We start from the raw sequence: 17,833 nt of genomic DNA on the forward strand, positions 1-17,833 counted from the left end.
TTGAATAAAATTAGATGCCCCAATTAAAAAACTCAGACCAAAGTTACTGATTTTCTTTTACTTAGCTCTACACACACCATGAATTACTTAGAAAGCCGATAAAGTACTTCTTTTTACGCATTTATCATTTGAACGCAGGCTTTTTGTATTTCTTCGTCTGAAAATGGTTCTAGCGCTTTTGCCAACATTTTGCTCGTTCTAATGCAACTTAACATTTTAATTCTCAGCGGAAGACTGTTTCCTGGCTCAGTCTCGAGAAGATGCTCAAAAATCTCGGTTAAGTATTCTGGATGGCTTTTAAATTCTCCGTCGAAACAAATATCTGATACCAATCTAGCTACCGATTCTATTATTTTGTTTTGATTTGCATTGTTTTCGTTTTCTGTTTTCATGGCGTTTATTTATGGTTTTGGTTACGAATAATTATTGTACGAAAAATTGTATTTTTGTTTCAGCTAAATAAACGATAGAATACATTCTAACAAAATAGATCATGATTTTATCTCACAAGCAAAAAGATTGTATTTTACTATATTCCTAATTTTTAAGGATTTTTAATATCTTTGAAGTATGAGCACAGCAACAAAACCAAAACATATCGGAAGAAACATAAGCCGAATTAGAGAGCTTAGAGGAATGAAACAAGAAGCACTTGCGATTGCAATTGGCGTAAGCCAGCAATACGTTTCTACCATTGAAGGAAGCGAAAATGTTGACGATGAAAGACTAAACTCTATTGCTGAAGCTTTGGGAGTTTCGGCTGATGCAATTAAAAATTATAGCGACGAAGTTGTATTAAACAACATTCAAAATAATCACGAAGGTTCTGTTATTCATAGCGGACCAACTGTAAACCATAATTGCAACTTCAATCCACTTGATAAAGTTGTGGAACTTTATGAACGTTTGGTTCAGGCTGAAAAAGATAAAGTGGAGTATTTGGAGAAGTTGATGAAGGGTAAGTAATTTCTGGTTTTTGAAAATATATAATAAAAAGAGGCGCATTGATTGCGCCTCTTTTTATTATATATAGTAAAATCCCTAATTGTTCAAAAACTATCAACAGAGAAAAACAGGTATTTATACGTGTATAAATTTCCATATAAAGTTCTTTTATTTATAAATCTCTTTTAAAAACAGATATTAAATATAAATGGAAAATATATTAGAACTTAAAACCGTAAATGAACTTCAAGAATATAAATTTTATGTTCCTTCTTATCAAAGAGGATATCGATGGAGTTCAACTGAAGTTACAGAGCTATTAAATGATATTTCAGAATTTAATCCTAGATTAGTAGAAGCAACTGATGATAAAACCTGGTATTGTTTACAACCAATTGTAGTCAAAGAAAAACATGATAGAACATTTGAAGTAATTGATGGCCAGCAACGTTTGACAACTATATACTTAATTCTTTTCTATCTAAATCAGGATTACAAAGAAGACCGAAGGGATAAGTTATTCGATTTAGATTACGAAACAAGACATGGTTCTAAAGATTTTTTAAAAGACTTAGAAAATATAAAAGATGAAGAGAAATGTATAGATTTTCATTTTATTGCCAACGCGTATAAAACGATAAACGAATGGTTTAATAATAAAGGAATAAACTTTGATAAAAACAATTTTAAATCAAATTTTAAATTCCACTCCAAAGTAATTTGGTACCTCAGTAATGAAGATGATTCCATAGCAATTTTTACGAGAATTAATATTGGGAAAATTCCGTTAACAAATTCTGAATTAATCAAAGCTCTTTTTTTGAATAGTTCAAATTTTGATAAAACAGATGATAAACTACGTTTAAGACAATTGGAGATTTCAACAGAATGGGATTTCTTTGAGCATTCTTTACAAAATCAAAAATTTTGGTATTTTTTAAATCAAAATAATTCAACAACAAATAGAATTGAATTTATTTTTAGATTAATGAATGATAATAATGAAGAAAACGATAATTATTCAACATTTCGTTTTTTCAGTAAAAAATTTGCTTCAAAAAAGCAGATAGATTTGGATGAAAATTGGAATGAAGTTAAAAGATATTTTCAAACTTTTAATGAATGGTTCCATGAACGAGAATTGTACCATAAAATTGGATATCTTGTAAGTATTGAAGATGTAAATCTTAAAGAACTTTATTTAATTTCTGATAAAATAACAAAAACTGAATTTAAATTACATTTAGATAATTTAATTAGGAATAGTTTAAAAAATATTGATCTCAATAAATTGCAATATTCAGACGGTAAAAACGTACGAAAAATACTTCTTTTATACAACATATTAACAATGCTGACTAGTGATAAAGACAATTCTTTTTTCCCTTTTGATCTTTATAAAAATGAAAAGTGGGACATCGAACATATCACTTCTATAAAAGATAAAATTCCCGACAATAAATTAGAATGGCTTTCTGATGCAAAACCTTACATCGATACCAATAAAAGCGATGGAAAAAATTTACTTAAACGTATAGATAAATGTGATTGTAAAGATGATTTAGAATTCAAAAGTCTATTTGAAGACATTGTTACGCATTTTAACTCAGAACTTAATGATGACGATGACATTAATGACATATCTAATTTAACATTATTAGATCGTGAAACAAATAGAGGATATAAAAATGCTGTTTTTCCTTTTAAAAGAAATACCATAATAAATAGAGACAAACAGGGCATATTTATCCCAATATGCACCAAAAATGTTTTTTTAAAGTACTTTAGTGAATACCCTCCCAAAATCTCTTTCTGGACTCAACAAGATCGCGAATCTTACGAAAAAGATCTTTTTTCTGTACTTGAAGAATTTCTAATTAAATAAAAAATTATGACCGAAAATAAATACAAGGGAACTGTTTTAAGTTTCTTCGAATTACTAAATAATAAGAGTGTAGAAATTCCAATTATTCAGAGAGATTATGCACAAGGAAGAATAGATAAAAAAGAAATCAGGGGAAATTTTCTAAATGCATTATATGATAGTCTTAATGAAGAAAAACCCATAATGTTAGATTTTATTTATGGGAGCAATGTAGATAATACTTTTCAACCACTTGATGGACAACAAAGACTAACAACCCTGTTTTTATTACATTGGTATGCATTTACTAAAGAAAATAAAACTGACCAAAATAATATCCTGAAAAACTTTAGCTATGAAACAAGAATTACATCTCGAGATTTTTGCAATGCTTTGGTTTCTAACAACATTAATATTGTAGAAGAAATTGCTATTAGCAAAAAAATTGTAGATTGTCCTTGGTTTTTTTTAACTTGGAGAAATGATCCTACAATTGATGCTATGCTTCGAACAATTGATGATATTCATCAAAGATTTTATAAAATTGACAATTTATGGGATAAACTTATTTCAACTGAAAAAGGTATAATTAGATTTTATAATGTTGAGTTAAAAAATATTGGTTTGACTGATGATCTTTATATTAAAATGAATGCAAGAGGCAAACTATTGACTCCTTTTGAAAATTTTAAGGCCGGATTTCAAAAAACGATCATAGATGCTAAATGGGAAAATAATATAGAGTTTAAGAATACTTTCGCATGCCGTATAGATACAATTTGGACTGACTTCTTTTGGCATCATTTTAGAAAAAATAATAATATAGATGATTCTTTTATAAAGTTAATATCGACTATTTCTATGATTAGAAATTCTGTTGAGCGTAATAACAGAAGCGAAGACAGAATTACAGTTATAACTAAATTACAAGAAGATTCGAATAATGTCAAACCAAAAAATTTTACTATTGCAGACTTTAACTATCTTGTTGAATGCCTAAATCTCTACAGCGAAAAATATTCAGTAATAAAATCCCTCAAACTAGATATACCATTTTGGAGGCACACTCCAGGACAAGATTTTTTACATGAAGTTGTATTTTCTGAAAGTGGGGCTTCATATACTCAGAAAGCATTATTTTTTGCGCAAACAGAATATTTCCGAAATACGCAAGAATATAATCTTGACAAATACAATGAATGGATGCGAGTTGTTAGAAATATCGTATCAAGAGGAGATATCGAAAAAAGCGGAAAAAGACCAGATATTGTTAGAAGTCCACAAACTTTTGATGGGGTTGTTAATTTAATATCTGAATTATCTGCTGGTTGCGCCGATATATATATACATTTAGCATCAATTGAAAATCTAAAATCAACTTTTGCCAAAGAGCAAATTGAAGAAGAAAGACTAAAAGCAAGACTAATTCAAGAAAATCCAAATAGAAAGAAATTAATTTGGAGCGTTGAAGATACTGATCTACTTAGAGGGCGAATTAACTTTATGTTACATTGTATCGATTATGAGACTTCAAACAATTTTGACGATAAATTATTTGATAAATTACAAATAGTTATAAATAAACACTTTAAGGAAGAACAAGAAGTTTCAAATGATCTTAGAAGAGCACTTTTAACTATAGAGGTTAATGGAAGATATGATTTCTATGGATATTGGTGGTCCTTTTGGAATGTAATAAGCAGCAATAAGAGATGTTTAATTGATAGATTTCGTGAAATGGAATATTTAATTTATTCAGATTATAGAGATTATTTTAAAAAATTAATACTTGAATTATCGTCAAACAATTTAAAAGATATCGCTGAAAACTTTAATCCTCCCGTAGACTTTCCAAAATGGAAAACTAGATTAATTAAAGATTCTACTTTATTAGATAATGAAAGTAAATCAAATTATATTGCCATTCCTGAGGATGAAAGCTGTTGCTATCTATTAAAAAGTAAAAGGCCAAGAGATTCCAATGGTTGCCTTAAAATAGAATAATATTGTTTATAATCTTAGACACTATCACTTAAAAAAAGCGCCGCAATCCAAAGATTACGGCGCTTTTCTATTTTCTATAAAACTCTAAGGTTAATTAAACCCCTAATTTCTTAGCAATTTCAGCAGGAATTCCTCCTTTGTTTACTAGTAATGCAGTAGTTTTATATTTTACGAAGTTCTTAGTTACAAACAAGAAACCTTTGTAGTCGTTTGTTTCTCCCCAAGAATTTTTTACTATGTAGTATTCTTTTCCAGTTTGATCTTTTGCAAGACCAATAATGTGCATTCCGTGGTCGTCTGTTGTAGTATAGTTATCAAACGCAGCCTGACGCATTTCTGGAGTAATTTCTGGTTCTGCTTTTGGTCCGTTAAACATGTCTGCTTTTTCTTCAGCCGTCATGTCGTCGAATTTTTTAGATGCTACATAAGCTACACCGTTTTTCCAGCTAAAGCTTTTCTCGCTCACATCTGTTGCCCAAGCTACAGTGTATCCTTTTTTAAGTGCATTGTCGATAACGTCTGTCATATCGTTCAATTTTACATTGTAAACTTGATCCAATGACCAGTTGTCTGGCACCATCATAGTTGTTTTTTGGTAGTAAGGCGCATTTGTAAAAGATGACATTTCTACATAATCATCTGGGTTAATTCCTACTACTTCTTTAGCAAAAGATTGTGGCGTGTAGTTTTTTCCTTTGTAAGTAAAGTTATCTGGCACTTTTCCTAAGTAAGAATCAATAACTGCTGCATAGGCTTTTTGCCAGTTTGGAGTCAATTCTCCGTTCGGGTTTTTTACCACTGCTGTTAGAACACCTTCCATAAGAGCGCCCATTTCAGCAAATTTGTTTTTGTCTGTTCCGTAGTTTAATCCTGTGTAAACTTCTCTAGGTACAGTTCCGTATTTTTTATACATATTAATTACATCGTGAAGAGCTCCTCCGTCTCCAAGCGTAATTGCTCCGTGCATACGAACATAGTTTACTCCTTTTTCTACATATACGTTTCTTGCAGAATAAATTTGAGATAGCTCAACTGGCTGTTTTCCTAAACGAATCATTTCTGACTCTAAGAATGAGTTTGTTGAGTAGCTCCAGCAAGTTCCAGATGATCCTTGAGATTTTACAGATGTTGTACCTAGGTTAATTACTTCTGTGAATTTGAAGTTTTCTTTACTTTTGTCGCTTGCATTTAGTTTAAGTGAATTTACTAAAATGTCTTGCGCAAAGCAGCCTGCAGTTCCAGCCAAAAATACTGAAGCAGACAAACACTGATTTGAATGAAAATGTATTCATAATTTATGTTTAAGATTTAACAAAATTAGTCTTCAATGTTTCCAATTTGTTACAAAACAATTAAATATTATACAATTTGTGTAATCTTAAATTGTTAATATTTTCTTAACGGCATAAATTATTAAGTTATTTAATACAAAAAGCCTCTATAACGCATTATTGAGGCTTTTTGTGTGTAGTATTTTATAAATTAACTTCTTACAAGTTTTTTTGCTTGAAAATTTATCGCATCCAGTTGCTTCCAAAAACGATATAGTATGCCCAATCTTCTGGTCCTTTGGCAACGTCTATTCCCATTCGGAGTTTAAATTTTCTGGCAATTAGGTATCTAAAACCGCTTCCGTAGCTGTAAACGACAGGTTTTGCAAAAGCCTGATCCCAATCGTTAAAGGCGCTTGCGAGACCTCCATAGCCCATAAGGCTCCATCTTCGGTACAAATCCCATCTAAACTCGAGTTCAGATACAATACTGGTTTTTCCCATATAACGGGCAGCGGGAATTCCTCGCATATTAATTCCTGGCTGTAAATAAAAAGGCGGACTCCCCAACGCCTGTTCTCCTTCAATCCTGAGCCCACCAATTAAGGTTTTCGCCAACGGATAATATCCTATTGCCGATAAATTTATTCGCCAGGCCTGGTAATCGCTGCCAATTGCCTTGTCTGACCAGAAAAAATCGGACTGAATTCTTACTCCTTTATCTGGTGTAAATATATTGTCACGTCCGTCAAACTGAAGCGCAAGTCCCAGCTGGCTTATGGTGCTTTTAATGTCTTTAGGGTCTACAAATGGCGGCGGAAGATTAAAATCGGGCAGGTTTATCTTGGAGTTTAAAAATAGATATTGTGGTCCTGCACTCCATTTTGCATTTTTAAACTGTTTGAGCCATTGCGTATAAAAAATAGTTGATTTAAAGTTGAGTTTAAATTCTTCGTCATTATGATTGGGAAGATTATTGGCGTAAAATGATAAATTCATATCGCCATAAGCGGCAAAACCACGATACAATATTTTAGATTTTACCAATGTTGCAGAACGAAAAGCACCTGCCAACCAGCTTTTATTTGCAGTGTACATTCCTATTCCTCCTGTTATATCTGGATTTACGAGGCGTTTGGTTCCGTCTTCTTCAATAACAGGCGGACGTTTTTTTAAGAAAACCGGTGCGACTGCACCTCCAAATCCTCCCAGCGCAGGTTCTGTAACAATGGTAGGCACAACTAAGAATCCGTTGGCATAGATAAGAAAATCACTCAAATCGAAAGCTCCATCTAGAGAATCTTTAAAAACTACTTGGTGTTTTTGCGCGCTTAAAACATTAAACGATAAGATAATCCAAACCAAAAATAGAATGCTTTTTTGTGTCGGTTTTTTGTTTTTCATATAAGATTTTTATCGTTTATATTTAAAATTTCACCTCATCTACAAAACCCGAAATTCTTAATTAAGAAATTATTTTTTCTTGAAACTGAAAACATGTGCCAACGTAATAAAAAAGGTATTTCCTTGAAATCTATTTTCGGCATTGACTTCTCCAACCCATCTAAAACCTGCCGATGTCATACAGCCAATGTGCAGATAATTAATCTCTGCGCCAAGTCCTGCAACTTTATCTTTGTCTGGTTCAATAACAAGAATGCTTCCTACTGGAATCTTGTCTTCAGAAACTTTGTATTGCAGATAGTAAATTAAACCCGCATTGAGTATGCCTTTTGGAGCAGTTTTTTCGGCATTCATGCAATAAAAGGTTTTTCCTAAACCTCCTTCAATGCTTAAAATATCTCCTGTTTTTATATCGGTGTCTTTCTTTTTTCCGTTGATTTCATAAGAGGCTAAAGCCGAAAAATGAAATGTTTTCTTATCATTAAAAAACAATGTAGTTCCTGCAGAGAATTCGTTCATAAACATTCCTAAACCGCTATTGTTGCTTCCGCCAAGTTCATATTTACCAGTGGGCAAATACAATTGGTAACCAAATACAAAATCGGCTCTTTTGTTATGCCAGCCTAACTGAATGGGTTGTATGTACATATCTGTAAAAGCAAAATCGCTTTTAGAATCGATGTAACTTCCTTGAATTGTGTTAGAAGCGCCAGCTATCAGAATTGTGGCTCCATAATTGGCTCCCAAAATTTTAAAATCGCTTACATAATTAGCTCCAATACCTGTTATAAACATGGTAAGATCTGGATTTCCAACTTTGTCTCCGTTAGAATCTCTTAAAGAAGATGCGCTATAAATATAACCTGGAATATATACACTGAGTGTGTTTTCTGGTGATTGAGTTCCCGATTGAAGCCCCATTGACCCCAAAATATGTCCGCCTTTTAACTGGGCATTACCACAAAAAGCAATCAATAGCAATGTTGCTGTTAAAACCGATTGCGCTAGTTTTTTCGGATTACTAATTTTTGCCTTCATAATGAAATATTTTGAATGGATTCCAGCTTGGTAACAGGCATCAAATAATTATTATTGGAGAAAACTTTATTTGAAATAATAAACTTCTGAACGATCTGGATTTATACGAATCGTTTTAAAGTATTCTGAAGGAGATTTTCCGGTGTGTTTTATAAATGCCCTGAAACAAGTTGTTCGAGATTTAAAACCAGAACCCCAAGCCATGCCTTCTAAGGATAAATCTTTCCATTCTGGATCGTTTATTTTCTCTTTAAAATATTCAATCCTTTTAAGATTTACATAATCCTGAAAATGAAGTCCGAATTCAGAATTAATTAAATTGGACAAATGGTGTACAGATATTCCTGTTTCTTCAGCCAAATCTCTTATTACAAAATCCTTTTTTAAGAATAAACTTTTAGAGTTTAATTCATAGTCTAGTTTTATAAGGTATTCTTCTCTTTTTTCAAGAGTAAGTTCGTTGGCAATTGGAAGCGTACTTTTTGTTTCTTTTGCTTTTACGACTAATGTATTGTCGACAACAAAATCGAATGTTTCTTCTTCGTCATGAAAAATTTGCGGTTTGAAATAAAGCCAACCAACGGTAAAAAACAATACAGAAGAAAGAAGAATATAACACGAAAGATCTGTTGGCTCTACTTTTTGCAATAAAAAATGATGAACAAAAAGTGCCGAAAATAAAACCAAAATCATGAGATTGTATACTCTAATCCAGTTAATTACTTTAATATGATGAAATTGGTTTCCTGCAAATTTTTTCAGATCATAGTTTAAAACCAACATGGTTTGAAAAAAGACATAGAAAAGCCAAATCGTCAGTGTTAAAACAGAAAATGGATTTTTGATTAATCCTGCAATATAATGAACCGCTTTTATATTAGTATAACTTCCAACATAAACAACCAGCGTTAAAAAGAAATAAATGCCAAATGGCACAAAATGCAACCAATCGTATTTTCTGAAACTTTTATTTAATGATAAAATGTTTCTAACGTACAAAAATGAGCAAGGAGCGGTTAAAAATATAAACGCTTTTGTAATGGTAAATAGATCTGGAAAATCTTTAAATAAGTTGGCCGACAAATAAAAATTGTAGATACTTACTACCGCAAGACTCAATAAAAACATTCCCAAAAAGAAACTCTTTGAATAGTTTTTTCTGGAAAATAAAACCATAATTGAAGTTGCCAGACCTGCAATTGTGGCTACGAAAAAAGAAAAGTGAGAGTAATATATCGATCATTTTTTTAAGCTTAATTAGTGAATGGTTTTCTTAAAATCTTAAAAATAGAATGCGAGAAGGGGCGTGTAGTATAAAATTGTACTTGCCGAAGCTTGGCAAGTACAATATTTATTTCTGTTTTAATTATTTTTTAACTGTTCCGGAGGAAAATCAGCTAGTATTTTTTTAATTGCATCGTTGATGAATTGTTCTGGATTATCTGGTTTGCTGTCAATTTCAGCATTTCCGATTCCTTGCCAAACCAATTTGTCTGTTTTTGCAGATACGATATCGATAATTAATGATCCATCAACATAATCATAAGAATTAAATGTTGTAGTACTGCCACCCATCATAGCACCGCCACCCCAATATCCGTATGGACGATACATTCCGCCATAGCCATAAAAATTACTATCGGCTGTGACTTGAGTTTTGTTTTTTAAAATAGAAACAGCATTTACTTTTAAATCTGGATTACTCGATTCTGTAAAGCCTTTTGCGAGCATTTCGTTTCGGATTGCTTTTGCAACACGATCAACATTTAACTGATTTACTTGGCCTTGCTGTGCTTTTAAGTCATAAACTGCAAAAGTTTTGTATTCGCTAAAGTTCGCCGCATGATCATAATCAGTTGTAACTTTTACAGTTGGAGAGCAGCTGTAAAACAAACCCAAAAATAAAATTGGGATTATACGAAGACTTGTTCTTTTAATATTCATGTTTTGGTATTTATTAAATTAATAATTAAATCAGTTTAACTCGAATGTATTAAAATCATAAAAATCTTGAACGAAGGGGGCAAAAACATCCAAAGAATCGTCAAAGCACCACAAGTACTTACTAAACAATTACTTAGATCACTATCAAAGATAAATCATTTTATTTAATTAACAGTATTAAATAAATAAAATCTTACTTTACTCTTGTTTGATTTTTTTGTCTATTTAACTTTGCATAACTATACCCTAAATTTCGGATGCTATTGGCAGTTTACCGTGTTTTATTGCTTCTAACATTTTATTGTAATCCGATTCGTTCTGATCAGCATATAAAACTGAAAATTCTGAAATGGCGTCGGCAAATTTATCTGTATCTCCAATATAACCCGAAATCATTGAAGGATCTCCTGAGCGTGCATGTGCTCTTGCAAGCGCCCATCCGCAAGCTTTGGCATAATCTGCCAGATTTTTGGGTTTCATAACTTCTAAAACCGGTTTTATTTTAGCATCTCTAAGTTGTCTTATATAGAAAAATCTGTCCTTACTGTCGTTTGTCCAACCCAAAAACATATCAGATGCAGACTGCATCAGCTTTTGTCCCATTACAATACGTTCGCCCTGATGAGTGTATTTGCTTTTAACTTTTACATTTTCTTCTATCACACTTTTTCTGGCTTCTTTAAACTGTAAAAAAATAGGTTCGCCTGTAGCAGACATTAGCAAACTAATTCCGCAAAGAGTTCCAACGCTTCCTACACCCACGACCTTAATGACAATATCATGAAGCTTATATCTGCTTAATAAAATCTGCTTCTCTTCTGAAAGAGATTCTATGTATCTTTTATGGATAATTTCACCTTCTTTAGCAACTTGTTTTTCAAGATCTCCACTTGGGTGAAATATCAACGGTGGATCATCTTTTATTCGTGCTCTGGCTCCGTCAAAATAAGTCATCTTTGCAAATTCTTTTTCGTGAGCTGTATATTCTGATGCTTTTTTTATTCTCTTCTGGTCAAACTCTTTCTGTTCTTTATCATGGCCTAATTCAATCATTTCTGCCAGATCAATATCAGCATACCAAATTTGAAGGGCAGATAATTTACTGTAATCCAACATATGCCGTTTGTAACTATCAGCAACATGCCAAGCAAATTCTTTGCAATTTTTATTAGAAAATTTTCGCCATCTTCCTGCAATAACAAAACTTGCTGCCAGTCGTTTTATATCCCATTCCCATGGTCCAGGAAACGTTTCGTCAAAATCATTTATATCAAAAACCAATTTACGTTCGGGAGTAGCAAAACCTCCAAAATTCATTAAATGGCAATCGCCGCAAAGCTGTAGATTTATTCCCGATATTGGAGTATGCGCTAAGTCGGCGACCATAATTGCCGCTGCTCCTCTGTAAAATGCAAAAGGTGATTCCATCATTCTGCTATACCGAATTGGCACTAGACTTTCAACTCTTCCTTCACTGGTTTTGATTAAAATATCTACTGGATCTTTTCGATTTTTAAAAGAATTCCATTCCTGATGCTTCTCCAAAGGAATTTTCTTTCTAATCGAAACTCCTTTTTCATAACGTTCTGCCTTTGATGCTATCGGGTTAAATGGGGTTTTGGCTGTATGTTTTGAATCTTCTTCCATAATTCCGATAAATAAAATTAAAAAGACCTTCTTAAAACGGTTTTATTATTGTGGAAATATAAATGCTACAACCGCTCTTAATCCCCAATCTGGTCTTATGTTTGAATGTCCAACAACAGGAATTAGAGGCATAACGGCAAATTGCATCGTCTGACCTCCTAATTTTGTAATTGCACCAACATTTGGACTAACGGTAATAAGAGTTGTATTTCCTTCCCAGTTTTGTGTGATCTCTGAAGTGATTCCTAAACTTGCACCGCTCTTATAACTATGCGTTAAGAATATTTGCGTGTAAAACTGATTGAAATCTGCTCTATCTGCATTTCCTGCAACAGACCAAATTTGATTGGCCAAAAAACCAATAGAAAGTCCTTTTCCTTGATGCATAACTAAAACGCTTGGTCCAATTCCGAATTTTTCTGTTCCTAAAAGTTTGTCTGTAGCGGTTGGCACTAAAAAAGCAGGACCAACTCCTAAGATGATTCCTTTTGTTTTGGGAGCAAAAAATGCGGTTACGGTGGCATCACTTAAACCAAACTCGTGTGTGTTTTCTCCCGTTACATCCTGCTGATCTACAACTGGAAGAATATAACGAGTAATTAAGTTTAAATTCTCACTTAACTTGAATGGAACAACAGGCTGTATATTGATCTGATATTTTGATCCATTATAAGCGCCAATTCCGTAAGTAAGATTATTTTGCAACGGAACACTAATTAAACTTGCCACGGGATTTGCCATTTTATCTGCTAATTCCTGTGCACTGTTTCCCGCTTTTGCCGGTTCTTCTTGAGCTGAAATTGTAAAAGTGACAAATAGCGACAATATTGCTAGAAAAGAATTTTTCATACGGCTTAAAACTTATTAATTAAAAAACTTCAACTCTTTGCCCCTTTAATCTGCAAACAATTCTTTTTTTCTTACTCTGCGAAAACTTTTTTCCAGTCTTTCTGCATATCCACAACATGCCATTTATTTTTTGCATATCGCATTTAATGAAGCATTATCTTTCTCCTGATATTTATACTCTCTTATTGAATCATTGTGATTTACGAGTAATTGAAAAGATGGATATTTATTTCCCTGCGAATAAGTTAGCATTGCAATATCTCCTGCTCCGCCTTCATTACCACAAGCAAAAACAGGTCGCTGTCCAATGTGCAATTGAATGCCAACTGGTTTTCCTTCTTTATCATTAAAATGGTCTAAAGCCGCTTCTCGTTGTACCGCATTTTTAGTCGCATCATATTTATATTTGAAAGAAGTTCCTACCACTTGGTCTTTTGGAATTCCGTAAAAATCTTGAGATATTGCTCGTACCACTTCTATTGTTCCACCAGTAACGATATAGGTTTTAAACCCGTTGGCACGGAGATAATTCAGCAGTTCTAATTGCGGCTGATAACGTATTTGTTTGACTGGAATATTTTTACCTGGATATTGCGCACTTTTAAAAAAGTCATTCACCGAAGTTTCAAATTCATCTTCATTCATTCCTGTATGAGTTGCAGCAACCAATTCTATAAGTGCTTTATCGCCTCCTTTTTCAAAAAAGGTTTTATCTTTTTCTATAACTGCCTTAAAAGGTTGTTTTTGCGCCAATTCAGGTTTGGCTTCTACCATTTTTTTTACTCGATAAAAAGCAAATAATTCCTGAACATAAGGCTTTTCGGCCCAAAGTGTTCCGTCATTATCAAAAGTGGCAATTCTACTTTCTGTTGGAATAAAGTCTGGACTTCCTTCTTTGGTTACTTTTTCAACATAAGCGATTATATCTTTCTTTAAAGCTCCGTCATTCCAGCTTGGTAAAGGATCTCCATTTGCCTCTGTTTGTGTCTGCTTGCTTTCTGCCGTAGATGTTGCAGGTTCTGATTTTTTACAAGAAACTAAAAATAAAGTGACAAGAGATAAAATAAATATTCTTTTTTTCATGATACTTTTATTTTATAAAAGAGATTCAGATTTTTTCAATCTGAATCTCTTTTAAGATTATTTATTTTTTCTTTTTTGAAGTCTGCCTCTTCTTCTTCTTTTAACTTAGGTAAAACATTTTTCTCTACATATTTTTGAGCTTTGATATCTTTCATTGCTTCTTCCATAATAGTATAAGCAGAGAAACTTGGCGGAATTGATCTTGGAGGATACTCTTTAAATGTTTCTGCGAAAACCACAACATCTTGTATTGCTCCATACATTAACTGCACGTGATTCATTTGCCAATCCCAAAAAGTATTAGATGTTATATCTGCTCTTTCAAATGGATCTTGATACAAATTGAAGATCTTTTGTAAACGAAGTTTAGTAAATGGTTCTGCCCAAACACCCATTGTTCCGCCTAAACGCTGTTCTGCAAAAACATACTTATAATCTCCTTCTCTTAATCCTACCAATAAACCATCATCATCTGTATAAAAGAATTTATCTCTTGCACTTTTTGCTGTTTTGCCTTCTAAAAATTTACTTTGGTCATAACCATCTAAATGCACTTTATAAGTTTTACCATTTGCGCTATAACCTTTTAAAAGTTTATTTACGATATCTGGTTCACCTGCAATTGAAGCGAATGTAGGAATCCAATCATTATGGCTCATCAATTCAGTAGTTACAGTTCCAGCTTTAATATGTCCTGGCCAACGTACAATACATGGTACACGGAAAGCTCCATCCCAGTTAGTATTTTTTTCTGAACGGAAAGGTGTCATCGCTCCATCAGGCCAAGTATTCATGTGAGGGCCATTATCTGTAGAATACACTACAATTGTATTGTCAGCTATTCCTAAATCGTCTAATGCTTTTAAAATGCTTCCAATAGTTTCATCGTGTTCAATCATACCGTCAATATACTCACTGTCTCCATGCGTATATCTTCCTCTGTGTTCTGCTCTTACGTGTGTACGAAGGTGCATACGAGTAGCATTGAACCAGCAGAAAAATGGTTTTCCTGCAAGCATTTTGTCTCTTAATAAAGTCGATTGTCTGCAGCAGAAGTTTCATCATCAACAGTTTCCATTCTTTTTTTAGTAAGCGCCCCTGTATCTTCAATTTTTTGCTTTCCAACTCTTCCAAAACGAGGATCTGTAGTTGGATCATCAACATTCGTTGCTGTACATTTTAAAACCCCTCTTGGTCCAAATTTTTTCAAATATTCTGGATCTTTAGGATAATCTGGCAATTCTGGCTCTTCTTCTGCATTTAAGTGATACAGATTTCCGAAGAATTCATCAAAACCATTTACAGTTGGCAAACTTTCATTTCGGTCTCCTACGTGGTTTTTACCAAATTGTCCAGTTACATATCCTAAGCTTTTCATAATTCCTCCAATTGAAGGATCTAGCTGGCTCATTCCCATTGGTGCCCCTGGGAAACCAACTTTTGTAAGACCAGTACGTAGACCATGTTGCCCGGTTAAAAATGCCGCACGACCAGCAGTACAGCTTTGTTCTCCATAATAATGTAAAAATCTAAGCCCTTCATTGGCTAAACGATCAATATTTGGAGTTGTGTAGCCCATAAGTCCATCACTGTATGCACTTATATTAGTTGTTCCAATATCGTCACCCCAAAGCACCAAAATATTTGGCTTTTTGCTTTGCGCTATAATAGAAACCCCAGAAAAAAATAGTAACACAAATACCTGTAAGGCATTTGAAAATCCGCATTTTAATTTGATTTGTTTCATGATAAAAAAATTCGTTAATGATCTTGTTATGATATGAGCTTGAAAATCCAAAAAAATAAATGGGAAAATTGCAATCTTTCAAAAAACACTTTCAACCTTAGGTTGCATTTTTTTGATGTGTTTCAAATTCATTTTATTTTAAAATCTGAAACAAAATGTTTTTAACTTTTTTTTAAGTATCTCAAATTTAACTAGTAAAAGGGCGAACTATTGAATTTATAAGGCATGAACTTGTTTCATATTATAATATGAAACAAGAAAATTGGCTAATTTGCACCAAAATGTTTCATTTTATAAAATGAAACACATCAAAACATCAGAAAATTAAGCTGTTAAGTCTTTGGTGAAAAAGTGCCAAAAAGAGAGAAATAACCATGAGAATTCTATTTTGACATCAATATTTTTTAAACTTTTAGTCAAATGGAACAAAAAAATCTTCATTTTGAACTAAAATTTTATCAGATTATCAAAATATTACACTATAAAATGTCTAGTAAAAGATAAAAAGTCTAACTAGCAAACTAATTTTTTAAAAAAAGGTTTAGTAACAAAAAAGCCGCTTAAAAAATTAAGCTACTTTTTTACATATCTTAAGAAATGTTACTCGATTTCAGAAACTCTCATCGTGTTAACCATTCCTCTATCTTTAATTGGCATTGCAGCAAGGTTGATTAAGTAATCTCCTTTTTGTGCATAACCTTTATTGATTGCAATTTGATTTACATCTGTTACAGTGTCATCAGTACTTTCTTCATTATCATAGTAGAAAGATTTAACTCCCCATAATAAATTCAATTGTGTTAAGATTCTTCTGTTTGAAGTAAATACTAAAATATGAGCTGTAGATGGTCTCCAAGCTGAAATTTGGAATGCTGTATAACCGCTGTTTGTTAAAGTACAAATTGCTTTAGCTTCAATTTCATTTGCTAATAAAGTCGCTTGGTGGCAAACTGTTTTAGTAACAAAACGTTTAGTTTTAATTTGTGGCGTATTTTGTGGAACCTGGATAAGTGGTGAATTCTCAACAGCTTCACAAATTTGTGCCATTCTTTGAATTACTTGTACAGGGTAGTTTCCTGTAGCAGTTTCTCCAGATAACATTACAGCATCTGCACCATCCATTACAGAGTTTGCAACGTCGTTTACTTCTGCTCTTGTCGGAGTTAAACTTGTAATCATTGTTTCCATCATTTGTGTAGCAACGATAACAGGAATTCTAGCTGTTTTAGCTCTTCTGATCAAATCTTTTTGTACCAATGGAACTTCGTGAGCAGGAAGCTCAACACCAAGATCTCCACGAGCAACCATTAAACCATCGCAATATGCTACAATTTTATCCATGTTCTCAAGAGCTTCTGGCATTTCAATTTTAGCAATGATTGGAATTTTTACATCTGAATGTTTAGCAATTAATTCTTGTAAATCTTGCAAATCGCGTGGAGTCTTTACAAATGAAAGTGCGATCCAATCTACTTTTTGCTCGATTGCGAAAATCGCATCAGCAATATCTTTTTCAGTTAAAGCTGGTAAAGAAATTTTTGTGTTTGGAAGATTAACTCCTTTTTTAGATTTTAATTCTCCACCTTGAATAACTTTAGCAACAACTTCTGTTTTTTTATCTGTAGAAACAATTTCGAAAATAAGTTTACCATCATCAAGCAAAATGCGCTCTCCAACATTTACATCATTTGGGAAATTCTGATATTTCATAAATGCTTTTTTAGCATTTCCGATAATATCCTCTGCAGTTGTAAAAGTAATTTCGTCTCCATCATGTACAACAGTTCCTTCTTCCATTACACCAACTCTAAGTTTTGGTCCTTGCAAATCTCCTAAGATTGCAGTTGTGTAACCAAACTCTTCGTTTAATCCTCTAATGATGTCGATTTTTTCTTTTACTCCTTCGTAATCTGCATGCGAAAAATTGATTCTAAACACATTAACCCCAGCATCGATCATATCTTTAATGATCTCTCTTGTACTACAAGCGGGCCCAAGTGTAGCAACAATTTTGGTTTTCTTGTTTGTTAGCATTTT

At 32.9% G+C, this 17,833-nt stretch carries 15 protein-coding genes; 3 read left to right on the plus strand and 12 right to left on the minus strand.

Annotation, left to right across the window (positions count from 1 at the left end):
- Window positions 1–113: 113 nt before the first annotated feature.
- A complete protein-coding gene (locus tag P5P87_RS15855; protein WP_278019889.1) occupies window positions 114–392 on the minus strand; it encodes a hypothetical protein in 279 nt (92 codons plus the stop codon).
- 178 nt (window positions 393–570) lie between these two features.
- On the opposite strand from P5P87_RS15855, the gene P5P87_RS15860 reads away from it, so the two are divergent.
- From P5P87_RS15860 to P5P87_RS15870, 3 genes are all read left to right on the plus strand, one after another.
- Entirely contained in the window at window positions 571–966 is a 396-nt protein-coding gene (locus tag P5P87_RS15860) for a helix-turn-helix domain-containing protein (RefSeq protein WP_278019890.1), read from the plus strand.
- Between the two features lie 187 nt (window positions 967–1,153).
- Window positions 1,154–2,830: a DUF262 domain-containing protein gene (locus P5P87_RS15865; RefSeq protein WP_278019891.1), complete on the plus strand. Its 1,677-nt coding sequence runs from the start codon at window positions 1,154–1,156 to the stop codon at window positions 2,828–2,830.
- 6 nt (window positions 2,831–2,836) lie between these two features.
- Entirely contained in the window at window positions 2,837–4,813 is a 1,977-nt protein-coding gene (locus P5P87_RS15870; RefSeq protein ID WP_278019892.1) for a DUF262 domain-containing protein, read from the plus strand.
- 94 nt (window positions 4,814–4,907) lie between these two features.
- Here P5P87_RS15870 and P5P87_RS15875 read toward each other — a convergent pair whose 3' ends face one another.
- The 11 genes from P5P87_RS15875 to pyk all read right to left on the minus strand — a co-directional run bounded on the left by P5P87_RS15875 (window position 4,908) and on the right by pyk (window position 17,830).
- Window positions 4,908–6,077, minus strand: coding sequence for a C1 family peptidase (locus P5P87_RS15875; protein ID WP_278019893.1), 1,170 nt, complete (start codon window positions 6,075–6,077; stop codon window positions 4,908–4,910).
- A gap of 250 nt (window positions 6,078–6,327) precedes the next feature.
- On the minus strand, window positions 6,328–7,488 hold the full coding sequence (locus tag P5P87_RS15880; protein ID WP_278019894.1) for a BamA/TamA family outer membrane protein: 1,161 nt from the start codon (window positions 7,486–7,488) through the stop codon (window positions 6,328–6,330).
- A 69-nt stretch (window positions 7,489–7,557) separates the two neighbouring features.
- Window positions 7,558–8,526, minus strand: coding sequence for a SphA family protein (locus P5P87_RS15885; protein ID WP_278019895.1), 969 nt, complete (start codon window positions 8,524–8,526; stop codon window positions 7,558–7,560).
- A gap of 66 nt (window positions 8,527–8,592) precedes the next feature.
- Window positions 8,593–9,654 carry a helix-turn-helix domain-containing protein gene (locus P5P87_RS15890; protein ID WP_278022803.1) on the minus strand — a complete coding sequence of 354 codons (1,062 nt, stop codon included), beginning with the start codon at window positions 9,652–9,654 and terminating at the stop codon, window positions 8,593–8,595.
- A gap of 234 nt (window positions 9,655–9,888) precedes the next feature.
- Window positions 9,889–10,470 (minus strand): DUF4136 domain-containing protein, encoded by a 582-nt coding sequence (locus P5P87_RS15895; RefSeq protein ID WP_278019896.1) that lies wholly within the window; start codon window positions 10,468–10,470, stop codon window positions 9,889–9,891.
- A gap of 246 nt (window positions 10,471–10,716) precedes the next feature.
- Complete coding sequence (locus tag P5P87_RS15900) at window positions 10,717–12,117, minus strand: DUF2252 domain-containing protein (RefSeq protein WP_278019897.1); 1,401 nt, start codon at window positions 12,115–12,117, stop codon at window positions 10,717–10,719.
- A 45-nt stretch (window positions 12,118–12,162) separates the two neighbouring features.
- Window positions 12,163–12,966: a hypothetical protein gene (locus P5P87_RS15905; RefSeq protein WP_278019898.1), complete on the minus strand. Its 804-nt coding sequence runs from the start codon at window positions 12,964–12,966 to the stop codon at window positions 12,163–12,165.
- Window positions 12,967–13,089: 123 nt separating this feature from the next.
- Window positions 13,090–14,049, minus strand: a complete 960-nt coding sequence (locus tag P5P87_RS15910) for an HAD family hydrolase (protein WP_278019899.1) — start codon at window positions 14,047–14,049, stop codon at window positions 13,090–13,092.
- A 35-nt stretch (window positions 14,050–14,084) separates the two neighbouring features.
- Window positions 14,085–15,068 (minus strand): sulfatase-like hydrolase/transferase, encoded by a 984-nt coding sequence (locus tag P5P87_RS15915; protein WP_278019900.1) that lies wholly within the window; start codon window positions 15,066–15,068, stop codon window positions 14,085–14,087.
- A gap of 8 nt (window positions 15,069–15,076) precedes the next feature.
- The gene (locus P5P87_RS15920) at window positions 15,077–15,796 is read right to left on the minus strand and encodes a sulfatase-like hydrolase/transferase (RefSeq protein WP_278019901.1); all 720 of its coding nucleotides are present in this window, start codon (window positions 15,794–15,796) and stop codon (window positions 15,077–15,079) included.
- A gap of 600 nt (window positions 15,797–16,396) precedes the next feature.
- Window positions 16,397–17,830 (minus strand): pyruvate kinase, encoded by a 1,434-nt coding sequence (gene pyk, locus P5P87_RS15925; RefSeq protein WP_278019902.1) that lies wholly within the window; start codon window positions 17,828–17,830, stop codon window positions 16,397–16,399.
- Window positions 17,831–17,833 lie beyond the last annotated feature (3 nt).

Source organism: Flavobacterium ginsengisoli (assembly GCF_029625315.1).
Classification (GTDB): Bacteria; Bacteroidota; Bacteroidia; order Flavobacteriales; family Flavobacteriaceae; genus Flavobacterium; species Flavobacterium ginsengisoli.